Source organism: Ideonella azotifigens (assembly GCF_006519715.1).
Lineage (GTDB): Bacteria > Pseudomonadota > Gammaproteobacteria > Burkholderiales > Burkholderiaceae_C > Ideonella > Ideonella azotifigens.
The window spans coordinates 1-10,195 of sequence record NZ_VIDT01000141.1 but is presented as its reverse complement, the minus strand read 5'-3'; the positions used below and the strand labels follow the sequence as shown (position 1 = coordinate 10,195).

11 protein-coding genes are annotated in these 10,195 nt (G+C 67.6%); 2 read left to right on the top strand and 9 right to left on the bottom strand.

Annotation, left to right across the window (positions count from 1 at the left end; genetic code table 11):
* A partial coding sequence (locus FKP22_RS11300; RefSeq protein WP_141287596.1) for a substrate binding domain-containing protein occupies window positions 1–520 on the top strand: 520 nt, incomplete at its 5' end.
* A gap of 4 nt (window positions 521–524) precedes the next feature.
* Here FKP22_RS11300 and FKP22_RS11295 read toward each other — a convergent pair.
* Genes FKP22_RS11295 through FKP22_RS11255 form a run of 9 tightly spaced genes read right to left on the bottom strand, consistent with a single transcriptional unit; the run spans window position 525 to window position 9,065 of the window.
* On the bottom strand, window positions 525–866 hold the full coding sequence (locus tag FKP22_RS11295) for an L-rhamnose mutarotase (RefSeq protein ID WP_141287595.1): 342 nt from the start codon (window positions 864–866) through the stop codon (window positions 525–527).
* Entirely contained in the window at window positions 866–1,648 is a 783-nt protein-coding gene (locus tag FKP22_RS11290) for an L-fucose dehydrogenase (protein WP_141287594.1), read from the bottom strand. Before FKP22_RS11290 ends, FKP22_RS11295 begins: the two co-directional genes overlap by 1 nt.
* Window positions 1,649–1,650: 2 nt before the next feature.
* Window positions 1,651–2,931, bottom strand: coding sequence for an L-fuconate dehydratase (locus tag FKP22_RS11285; protein WP_141287593.1), 1,281 nt, complete (start codon window positions 2,929–2,931; stop codon window positions 1,651–1,653).
* A 16-nt stretch (window positions 2,932–2,947) separates the two neighbouring features.
* Window positions 2,948–3,808 carry an ureidoglycolate lyase gene (locus tag FKP22_RS11280; RefSeq protein WP_141287592.1) on the bottom strand — a complete coding sequence of 287 codons (861 nt, stop codon included), beginning with the start codon at window positions 3,806–3,808 and terminating at the stop codon, window positions 2,948–2,950.
* Between the two features lie 59 nt (window positions 3,809–3,867).
* Entirely contained in the window at window positions 3,868–4,809 is a 942-nt protein-coding gene (locus FKP22_RS11275) for an ABC transporter substrate-binding protein (protein ID WP_141287591.1), read from the bottom strand.
* Between the two features lie 58 nt (window positions 4,810–4,867).
* Window positions 4,868–5,890, bottom strand: coding sequence for an ABC transporter permease (locus tag FKP22_RS11270; protein WP_141287590.1), 1,023 nt, complete (start codon window positions 5,888–5,890; stop codon window positions 4,868–4,870).
* Window positions 5,891–5,913: 23 nt separating this feature from the next.
* Window positions 5,914–7,419 carry a sugar ABC transporter ATP-binding protein gene (locus FKP22_RS11265; protein ID WP_141287589.1) on the bottom strand — a complete coding sequence of 502 codons (1,506 nt, stop codon included), beginning with the start codon at window positions 7,417–7,419 and terminating at the stop codon, window positions 5,914–5,916.
* Between the two features lie 10 nt (window positions 7,420–7,429).
* Window positions 7,430–8,296 (bottom strand): amidohydrolase family protein, encoded by an 867-nt coding sequence (locus FKP22_RS11260; protein WP_141287588.1) that lies wholly within the window; start codon window positions 8,294–8,296, stop codon window positions 7,430–7,432.
* Between the two features lie 16 nt (window positions 8,297–8,312).
* A complete protein-coding gene (locus FKP22_RS11255) occupies window positions 8,313–9,065 on the bottom strand; it encodes an SDR family oxidoreductase (protein ID WP_141287587.1) in 753 nt (250 codons plus the stop codon).
* Window positions 9,066–9,263: 198 nt separating this feature from the next.
* On the opposite strand from FKP22_RS11255, the gene FKP22_RS11250 reads away from it, so the two are divergent.
* A complete protein-coding gene (locus tag FKP22_RS11250) occupies window positions 9,264–10,052 on the top strand; it encodes an IclR family transcriptional regulator (protein WP_141287586.1) in 789 nt (262 codons plus the stop codon).
* Window positions 10,053–10,195: the final 143 nt, after the last annotated feature.

The window sequence follows — 10,195 nt, the reverse complement described above, 5'->3', positions numbered from 1 at the left end:
CCTGCACGTGGCGATGAACGACAGCAACGTGGACCTGGTGCAGGCCGGCATCGAGCTGGCCGTGCGCGCCGGCCCGCTGGCGGACTCGGACCTGGTGGCCCGCCGCCTGGTCAAGGAGCCGACGATGCTGTGCGCCTCACCCGCCTACCTGCGCCGCCACGGCACGCCCGCCACGGTGGCTTCGCTGGCGCAACAGCGCTGGGTGGTGTACCCGCCATCACAGCGCACGCTCTCGGCCCGCCACGACGGGAAGACCATCGAAATCCCCGTGCAAGGCGACATCGTCACCGACAGCGCCGCCTCCCGCCTGGCCTTCGTGCTGGCCGGCGAAGGCATCGCCCGCCTGCCGGCCTACGACGCCGCACCGCTGCTCGCGTCAGGCGAACTGGTGCGCGTGCTGCCCGAAGTGGAAACCGCGTCGCTGGAGATTTTCCTGGTGCACAGCCGGCGCATCGGGCCGAGCGCGAGGTTGCTGCGGGACTTCCTGCTGGCGGATGCGCCGGACGAAGCCGTGGCGTGATTCGTCAGACCTTGGCGCGCCAATCGAAGATGCGCGCCGCCGGCACCCACTTCTCACCCGCCGGCGTCCACGGCGTGGACGCCTGGAAGCGCCACATCAGGTCTTCCCATTCGCGCAGCTTCGGGTCTTCGGCCTGGGCCTGGGCCATGCGCTCGGGGTTGTAGACCGCGTCGTCGGTTTCCATGACCATGCACAGCCGGGTGCCGAGGCGGTAGATCTCCATGGACAGCACGCCTTGCTCGTGCAGGTGCGCCGCAACCTCGGGCCAGATGCGGCGGTGGTGGGCTTCGTACTCGGCGATCAGGGCCGGGTCGTCTTTCAGGTCCAGCAGCAGGCAGTGGCGCATCACATCTTCCCCAGGGCGCGGTCCAGGTGCACGTAGCCGCCGTCCGGGTGCAGCCACTGGCCAGTGGTGTGGGACGAGCGGTCGGACAGCAGGAAGACGACCATGTCGGCGATTTCCTGGTCGGTCGTCATGCGGTGGCCCAGCGGGATGCGGGCGGTGATGTTCTGCAGCGCGTCTTCCGGGTTGGGCAGGGTTTGCAGCCAGCGCTGGTAGAGCGGCGTCATGACCTCGGCCGGCAGCACGGCGTTGACGCGCACGCCAAACGGCGCGAGCGCTGCAGCCCATTCGCGGGTAAGGCCGAGCTGCGCGGCCTTCGCGGCCACGTAGCCGCTGGTGCCGCCCTGGCCGGTGAGCGCAGTCTTGGACGAGATGTTGACGATGGACCCGCGGCGCTGCTTGATGGACTCGACGCACAAGTGCGCCATCACGTAGCAGTGCACGAGGTTGGCTTCGAGCGAGCGCATGAAGGCCACGCGGCCAGCATCCAGGCCCACGCCATCGTTGGCGCCGGCGTTGTTGACCAGCGCGTCGATGCCGCCGAAGCGGCTCAGCGTGTCGGCGACCGCACCGGCGCAGGCGGTGTCGTCCTCCAGTTCGAGCTGGAAGAACGCATGGCGTGGGCACAGCGTGTCCAGCTGCGCGGCGAACTCCGGCAACAGCGGGCTGCGGCCGAAGATCACCGGCACTGCGCCTTCGCGGGCCAGCGCCAGGCTGATGGCGCCGCCGATGCCGGCACCGCCACCGGTGACGATGACGACCTTGTCCTGCAGGTGCAAGTCCATGTTCAGCCTTTGAAGGTGTAGTGCGCCAGCGACTCGGGCTTCATCTCGATCGAATAGCCCGGCCGCGTGGGCGGCAGGTAGGCCGCGCCGCGGATCACGCAGGGGTCCACGAAATGCTCGTGCAGGTGGTCCACGAACTCGATCACCCGGCCTTCCTTGGTGCCAGCAATGCACAGGTAGTCGATCATCGACAGGTGCTGCACGTACTCGCACAGGCCCACGCCGCCGGCATGCGGGCAGACCTTCAGGCCGTGCTTGGCGGCCATCAGCATCACGGCCAGCACCTCGTTCAGGCCACCGAGCCGGCAGGCGTCGATCTGCACCACGTCGATCGCGCCGCGCATGATCAGCTGCTTGAACATGATGCGGTTCTGGCACATCTCGCCGGTGGCGACCTGCATCGAATCCTTCACCGCTTCGCGGATGCGGCGGTGACCCTCGATGTCGTCCGGGCTGGTCGGCTCCTCGATGAACCAGGGCTTGGCAAAGGCCAGGTCCTGCAGCCAATCGATGGCCTGGTCCACCTCCCAGACCTGGTTGGCATCGATCATCAGCTTGCGGTCCGGGCCCAGCACCTCGCGGGCAATGCGCACGCGGCGGATGTCGTCGGCCCTGTCACGGCCCACCTTCAGCTTGATGTGCGAGAAGCCGGCGTCCACCGCCTCCTGCGCCAGGCGGCGCAGCTTCGCGTCGTCATAGCCCAGCCAGCCGGCCGAGGTGGTGTAGCAGGGGTAGCCGTTGGCCAGCAGCTCGGCGCGGCGCGCGGCCTTGCCTTCGCCACGCTCGCGCAACAGCGCCAGCGCTTCGTCGGGTGTGATGCAGTCGGTGATGTAGCGAAAGTCGATCAGCTTGACGATCTGCTCCGGCGTCATGTCGGACACCAGCTGCCACACCGGCTTGCCCTCGGCCTTGGCCCACAGATCCCACACAGCATTCACCACCGCGCCGGTGGCCAGGTGGATGGCACCCTTGTCCGGGCCGATCCAGCGCAGCTGGCTGTCGGACGTGACATGGCGCCAGAAGCGGCCCATGTCCTCGGCGATCCAGGCCAGGTCCAGGCCGACGACCAGGTGTTCCATCGCGCGGATCGCGGCGCAGCAGATCTCGTTGCCGCGGCCGATGGTGAAGGTCAGGCCGTGGCCTTCAAGGCCCGGCTGGTCGGTCTCCAGCACCACGTAGGCCGCGGAATAGTCCGGGTCCGGGTTCATCGCGTCGGAGCCGTCCAGGTGCTCGGACGTGGGGAAGCGCACGTCGAGCACGCGCATGGAACGAATGGTGGTCATGGCGTGTTCCGGGCGTTCAGGCCTGTACCGTGCGCTGCTGCTGCTCGCCCAGGCCCTGGATGCCCAGGCGCATGGTCTGGCCAGCCTTCAGGTAGATGGGCACCGGCTTCTGGCCCAGGCCCACGCCCGGCGGCGTGCCGGTGGAGATGATGTCGCCCGGCTGCAGGCTCATGAACTGGCTGAGGTAGCTGACCAGCTTCTTCACGCCGAACACCATGGTGCTGGTGTTGCCGTTCTGGAAGCGGCGGCCGTCGACCTCCAGCCACATCGCGAGCTGCTGTGGGTCCGGCACTTCGTCTGCAGTCACCAGCCACGGGCCGATGGGGCCGAAAGTGTCGTGGCCCTTGCCCTTGTCCCACTGGCCGCCGCCGCGCTCCAGCTGCACCTCGCGCTCGGAGACGTCGTTGACCACGCAGTAGCCGGCCACGTGCGACATGGCATCGGCCTCGGCGATGTAGCGGCCGCCCTTGCCAATCACCACGCCGAGTTCGACCTCCCAGTCGGTGCGCGAGCTGCCGCGCGGGATTTCCACGTCGTCGTTCGGGCCGACGATGGCGCTGGTCCACTTGTTGAACACCACCGGCTCGTCCGGCACCTTCGCGCCGGACTCGGCCGCGTGGTCCGCGTAGTTCAGCCCGATGCAGATGAACTTGCCGACCTTGCCGACGCAGGCGCCCAGCCGCAGGTCCCGCTGCGGCGTGCCTGGCACGAGCGGCAGCGAGGCGATGTCCAGGCTGGCCAGCTTGTCCAGACCGGCGGGCGTGAGCACATCGCCGGCAATGTCGGCCACCACGGCGGAAAGATCCCGCACGCGCCCATCGGCATCCAGCAGGCCCGGTTTTTCCTGGCCCAGGGGGCCGTAGCGCAGCAGTTTCATTCAGATTCCTCTTTTATCGGTGAGTGAGAGTGACGACAGCGTCGTGTGCAAGGCGAAGATCAGTCGTAGAGCACCGCGGCGATCTTCGGGTCGTTGAGGTTGGTCTTGTCGTACCAGTAGAAGCCGGTGTCGATGACCTTGGGCAGCTTCTCGCCCTTCAGCGCCTTGACGGCCGCTTCCACGGTCTTGTAGCCAATGCCCACCGGGTTCTGCGTGATCGAGCCGGCGATCAGGCCGTCGCGGATCGCGTCCTTCTGCTGCTTGCCCGAGTCGTAGCCGACGATCACGACCTTGCGCTTCATCTCGCGCACACCGTTGGCCACGCCGATGGCCGAGCCTTCGTTGGTGCCGAAGATGCCCTTCAGGTTCGGGTAGGCCTGCAGGATGGACTTCGCGATCTCGGTGGACTTCAGGTGATCGCCGCCGCCGTACTGCACGCTGACGACCTTGATGTTCGGATAGGTGGACTTGATGCGGTCCACGAAGCCGTCGCGCCGGTCCACCCCCGTGCGGCTGGTCTGGTCGTGGGCGACGACGGCCACTTCACCGGCCTTGCCGATCAGCTCGGCCATCTTGTCGGCGGCCAGCGAGGCGGCGGCCTTGTTGTCGGTGCTGGCGGTGGTGACCGGGATGTCGCCGGCCACGCCGGAGTCGAAAGCGATGACCGGGATCTTCGCGGCCTGGGCCTTCTTCAACAGCGGCAGCGCGGCCTGGCTGTCCAGCGCGGCAAAGCCGATGGCGGCCGGCTTCTTGGCCAGCGCGGCGGAGAGCATGTCGATCTGCTTGTCCACCATCGCTTCGGACTCGGGGCCCTCGAAGCTGATCTTGACCTTGTAGTCCTTGCCGGCCTGCTCGGCGCCGCTCTTCACCGCCTGCCAGAACTGGTGCTGGAAGCCTTTGGAGATCAGCGGGATGTAGACCTCTTGCGCGCTGGCGGCACCCGCGAGCGCGAAAGTGGCGGCCACGGCCAAGGCGAGTTGCGAAACGGTTTTCTTCATCATGGTGGTGTCTCCTGTCGTTGTAGGAATCGAAGCGAACGGGAACGGGAAAAGAGGCAGCTCAGCGCGTGCGGCGCCGCAGGATGTCGGTATAGACCGCGAGGATGATGATCACGCCGGTCACCACCGTCTGCCATTCCTGCGCCACGTTCATGATGCGCAGGCCGTTGGTCAGCACGCTCATGATGAAAGCGCCGATGATGGTGCCGAGGATGGTGCCGGTGCCGCCGGACAGCGAGGTGCCGCCGATGACGACCGCGGCTATCGCGTCTAGCTCGTAGCCCTGGCCCAGCGCCGGCTGCGCCGAGTTCAGCCGCGAGGCGATCAAGAGTCCAGCCACGCCGCAGATCGCGCCGCTGAGCGAATAGACGACGATCTTCCAGAAGTCGACATTCACGCCCGAAAGCCGCACCGCTTCTTCGTTGCTGCCCAGCGCGAAGGTGTAGCGGCCCAGCATGGTCTTGTTCAGGATCAGGCTGGCGACGATGGCGACGATGAACAGGATCAGCACCGCGTTGGGGATCGGCAGCGCGGGGATCAGGTCGCCGATCAGCGAGTCCTGCGAAATGGCCGAGAAGCCTGGCGTGTCGTTGAAGTAAATCGGCTTGGTGCCGGAGATCACCAGCGACAGGCCCTTGAGCAGCATCATCATGCCCAGCGTGGCGATGAAAGGCGGGATCTTCAGCTTGGCGATCAACAGGCCCGAGCCGAAGCCGCTCAGCGCGCCGAAGAACAGCGCCGCAGCCACGCCGACCGGCAACGGCAGGCCGAGGTAGGTCAGGAACACCCCGGCCATCACCGCGCAGAAGGTCATCAGCGTGCCGACCGACAGGTCGATGCCCGAGGTGATGATGACAAAGGTGCAGGCAATCGCCAGCACGCCGTTGACCGCCGTGGCCTGCAGGATGCTGACCATGTTGTCGACCTGCAGGAAGCTGCCGGAGGCGAAGCTGAAGAACACCATCAGCGCCAGCAGGCTGGCAAAGGCCAGCAGCTTCTGGCGCGCAGCGGGGCGCAGCCAGACGCGGCGGCGCGGCACGGCGGCTTCGGCCGCCGGCAAGGGAGAAGTGGTGATGGGTGGCATGGCAGTCGGTGTTCGTTGCGCCCTCAGGCGGGGGCGGCTTCACGCCGCGTGGCCAGCTGCATGATGCTGGCCTGGGTGGCCTGCCCGGCCGAGAGTTCGCCGGTGATGCGGCCTTCGCACATCACCAGCACGCGGTGCGCCAGGCGCAGCACCTCGGGCAGTTCGGAAGAGATCACGACGATGGCCTTGCCCTGCGCGGCAAGCTGGTTCAGCAGCTTGTAGATCTCGGCCTTGGCGCCCACGTCGATGCCGCGCGTGGGCTCGTCGAAGAACAGGATGTCGCAGTCGCGCTGCAGCCATTTGGCAATGACGATCTTCTGCTGGTTGCCGCCCGACAGCAGCCGCACCGGCTGCTCGACCGAAGGCGTCTTGATGCCCAGCTGGCGCACATGCTGCTCGGCCGTCTGGCGCAGCGCGGCCTGGTTCACCCAGCCGGCGGCCGACGTGAACTGGCCCATGGAGGCCAGCGCGATGTTGGTCTCCACGTCCAGCCCGGTCGCCAGGCCGAAGTGCTTGCGGTCCTCGGACAGGTAGCCAATGCCCAGCGCCACCGCCTGTTGCGGCGAGCGGATCGTGACCGGCTTGCCGCGCACGCGGATCTTGCCCGAGTCCAGCGGGTCGGCCCCGAAGATCGCACGCGCGACTTCGGTGCGGCCGGCGCCCATCAGGCCGGCGAAGCCGAGGATCTCGCCGGCGCGCAGCTCGAAGGACACATCGCGCACCGCGCGGCCGCGGTTCAGGCCGCGCACCTGGAGCAGCACTTCGTTGCGCGTGGTGTCGGGCAGGTGCTTGGTGAAGGCATCGAGCTGGCGGCCGACCATCATGCCGATGATGCTGTCCACGCTGGTCGTGGCCATGGGCGCGGTGGCGATGTACAGGCCGTCGCGCATCACGGTGACGCGGTCGGCGATCTGCTGCAGCTCGTCCATCTTGTGCGAGATGTAGACGATGCCCACGCCTTCGGCCTGCAGTTGCCGGATGATGCGAAACAGGTCCGCCACTTCCTGGTTGTTCAGTGCCGCGGTGGGCTCGTCCATGATCAGCACGCGCGAGTCGAAGGACAGCGCCTTGGCGATCTCCACCATCTGCTGGCGCGCCACCGTCAGCTCGCCCACGGGCGTGCGCGGGTCCAGCTTCAGGTTCAGGCGCTGGAACAGCTGCTCGGCCTTGGCGTTCAGCGCGGCCTCGTCCAGCCAGCCGAAGCGTCCATGCGGCTCGCGGCCGATGAAGATGTTCTGCGCGGCGCTGAGGTGGTTCATCAGGTTCAGTTCCTGATGCACGATGCCGATGCCCAGCGCCTGCGCGGCGCGCGGGCTGTCGATCTCGACCGCACGGCCGTCGACCAGGATCTCGCCACCATCGCGCGGATAGACGCCCGCCAGCACCTTCATCAGCGTGGACTTGCCGGCGCCGTTTTCACCCATCAGCGCATGCACCTCGCCGGGCAGCAGCTCGAACTGGATGTCCTGCAGCGCACGCACGCCGGCAAAGGACTTCGACAGGTTGCGAATCTCGACGAGCGGGGTCATGTCAACACCTTCACAGGCCGTAGAAGCGCTGCGCATTGCGGGTCCACACGTCCGCCTGCGCTTCGGGCGACAGCTCGCCGATCAGCGCTTCGCTGACGGCCACCCATTCCGCATGCGAGCCAGCCAGCGTCAGCACCGGCCAGTCGCTGCCCCACATCAGGCGCTCCGGCCCGAACAGGGTCAGCAACTCGTGCCAGAGCGGGCGCAGCGCGGTGACGGCGTCGGCGACCGAGCCACGCTCGGTCGCCGGCAACTGGGTCAACAGGCCAGAGAACTTACAGCTGACATTCGGCAGCTGCGAGGCCTCGCCCATCAGCCGGCGCCAAGGCGCCACCCAGCCCGCGTGCCAGCCTTCGGCCAGCGGCGGCTTGGCGGCATGATCCATCACCGCAGGCAGCGCCGGCCAGTCGCGCAGGAACTGCAGCACAAACGGCAGTTGAACCGGCTGCACCAGCACGTCGAAACACAGGCCAAACGAAACCAGCGCCTCGATGGCCTCGGGCCGCGGCGCGCGGCAGATCCAGTTCGCATCGGGCAGGTCCTGCAGCATCGGCCGCACGCCCTTGAACTTCGGGTGCAAGGCCAGGCGCGTCAGCGTCTGCACCGCGTCCGCGCGGCTCAGGTCCACCCAGCCAACCACGCCGGCGATGAAGTCATGCTGCGAGGCCAGTTCCAGCAGCCATTCGGTCTCGGCCACGCTGTCGGCCGCCTGCACCAGCACCGTCTTCTGCACGCCAGCGGCCTGCATCAGCGGCTGCAATTCCTCGGGCAGGAAGTCGCGCCGCAGCGGCGCCAGCGCCGGCTCGTCGCCTTGCAGCCAGCCGTAGTCGCCGCGAGCGGGGCGCCAGAAGTGCTGGTGCGCGTCTGTTCGATTCATACAGCAGGCACGAAGCTCAGATCGAAATGCCGCCGTCCACCATCACGGCCTGGCCGGTGACGAAGCACGACTCGTCGCTGAGCAGGTAGACCACCTGCGGCGCGATGTCTTCGACCGTGGCCAGCCGGCCCAGCGGCTGGCGGGCGATGAAGTCCTTCTCGGCCTGCACCGGGTCTGCCGCGCCCGCAATGCGGCCACGCAGCGAGGGCGTGTCCACGGTGCCGGGGCACAGTGCATTGCAGCGCAGTCCCACCTTGGCGTAGTCCGCCGCGATGGCCTTGCTCATGCCGATCACCGCGGCCTTGGTCGCGCCGTAGACAAAGCGGTTCGGCAGGCCCTTGACCGAGGACGCGATGGACGCCATGTTGATGACGCTGCCGAAGCTGCCGTCCTGCTTCATCTTCTCCAGCATGCCGGGCAGGAAGGCGCGGATCAGCCGGTAGGCGCCCTTGACGTTCAGGTCGAAGCTGAAGTCCCAGGCGGCTTCGTCGCAGTCCAGCACAGTGCCGTGGTGCACGAAGCCGGCGCAATTGAACAGGCCGTCCAGTGGCGGCAGCGAAGCCGCCAGCGCAGCAATGGCAGCGCTGTCCCGCACGTCCAGCAAACGCGTGTCGATGCCGGCACCCTCGGCGGCCAGTGATTCGAGCAGCGCGCCGTTGATGTCGGTGGCGATCACGCGCGCGCCTTCGGCGGCGCAGGCCAGCGCGCTGGCGCGGCCGATGCCTTGCCCCGCAGCGGTGATCAGGATGGTTTTGCCTTGCAGTCTCATGGGCGCCTCAAAAGTTCATGTATGAACACTTCGTTTACTGGAGAATGACTGTAGTGATCCGATTCTGCTTGCGCCTCTGGTGCTTACCCTGAGGACCCGAAGGGCCGACTGAGCGCTGCCGTCCGGTATGGTCAGCGCAGGCCGACGCGAGCGGAGCCTCGTCCATCCTTCCTGTTGCGCCCCTTACCCGCCGCCGCCATGACCGAACCCGACAACGAGCCGACCAGCGACGCACCCAACGACCGTTACCGCGCACCGGCCCTGGACAAGGGCCTGGACATCCTCGAACTGCTGGCCGAGCAGCCGCAGGGCATGACCCGCGCCGAGATCGTCAAGGCCATGGGCCGCAGTCCCAGCGAGATCTACCGCATGCTGGAGCGGCTGGTGGTGCGCCATTACGTGACGCGCTCGCAGGAGGGGGACCGCTACGCCCTGAGCCTGAAGCTGTTCGTGCTGGGCCACCGTCACCCGCCCATCGAACGGCTGGTGACGCGCGCGCTGCCGGCCATGGATGCGTTTGCCAAGGCGGCCGAGCAGTCCTGCCACCTGGGCATCTACGACCGCGGCAACATCACCGTGGTCGCGCAGGTCAACGGGCCCAGCGCCTGGGGCTTGTCGATCCGCCTGGGCGTGCGCGTGAGCCTGGCGGACACGGGCTCCGGCCACGTGCTGCTGGCCTTCCAGCCCGAAACCCGGCGCGCTCTGATGCTGGCCGAACACGTGGCGCTGGACGGCGAGGTGCCGGTGGGCGCCACCGAACTGCAGGCCATCCTGGCGCGCGTGCGCGAGCAAGGCCACTGGCAGGGCGAGAGCCAGCAGGCGTTTGGCGTGACAGACCTGTCCATGCCCATCCTGGACTCGCACGGCCACGCGCTGGCAGTGCTGACCTGCCCGTTCATCCGTCGCATCGACCGGCACGTGGGTGCGGACTTGGACACCGTGCGCGGGCTGTTGAAACAGGCCACGCAAGGGCTGTCGCTGGCATGAAACGTGGGCACCCGGCTGCGGCGTACCGCTGCCACCCTCCGTGAGGGTGCTCAGGCCGCTTGGGAGCGGCCCGGCGCTGGCCTGAGACGTCGCGCTAGATAATCCGCGGCCTCACCTCCTCCGCGGCCCTGTTCATGACCCTG

What these genes read in the sequence shown, in the direction of transcription:
- FKP22_RS11295 (WP_141287595.1), bottom strand. Translation starts at nt 866, where the DNA reads ATGCGCCACTGCCTGCTGCTGGACCTGAAAGACGACCCGGCCCTGATC.
- FKP22_RS11290 (WP_141287594.1), bottom strand. Translation starts at nt 1,648, where the DNA reads ATGGACTTGCACCTGCAGGACAAGGTCGTCATCGTCACCGGTGGCGGT.
- FKP22_RS11285 (WP_141287593.1), bottom strand. Translation starts at nt 2,931, where the DNA reads ATGACCACCATTCGTTCCATGCGCGTGCTCGACGTGCGCTTCCCCACG.
- FKP22_RS11280 (WP_141287592.1), bottom strand. Translation starts at nt 3,808, where the DNA reads ATGAAACTGCTGCGCTACGGCCCCCTGGGCCAGGAAAAACCGGGCCTG.
- FKP22_RS11275 (WP_141287591.1), bottom strand. Translation starts at nt 4,809, where the DNA reads ATGATGAAGAAAACCGTTTCGCAACTCGCCTTGGCCGTGGCCGCCACT.
- FKP22_RS11270 (WP_141287590.1), bottom strand. Translation starts at nt 5,890, where the DNA reads ATGCCACCCATCACCACTTCTCCCTTGCCGGCGGCCGAAGCCGCCGTG.
- FKP22_RS11265 (WP_141287589.1), bottom strand. Translation starts at nt 7,419, where the DNA reads ATGACCCCGCTCGTCGAGATTCGCAACCTGTCGAAGTCCTTTGCCGGC.
- FKP22_RS11260 (WP_141287588.1), bottom strand. Translation starts at nt 8,296, where the DNA reads ATGAATCGAACAGACGCGCACCAGCACTTCTGGCGCCCCGCTCGCGGC.
- FKP22_RS11255 (WP_141287587.1), bottom strand. Translation starts at nt 9,065, where the DNA reads ATGAGACTGCAAGGCAAAACCATCCTGATCACCGCTGCGGGGCAAGGC.
- FKP22_RS11250 (WP_141287586.1), top strand. Translation starts at nt 9,264, where the DNA reads ATGACCGAACCCGACAACGAGCCGACCAGCGACGCACCCAACGACCGT.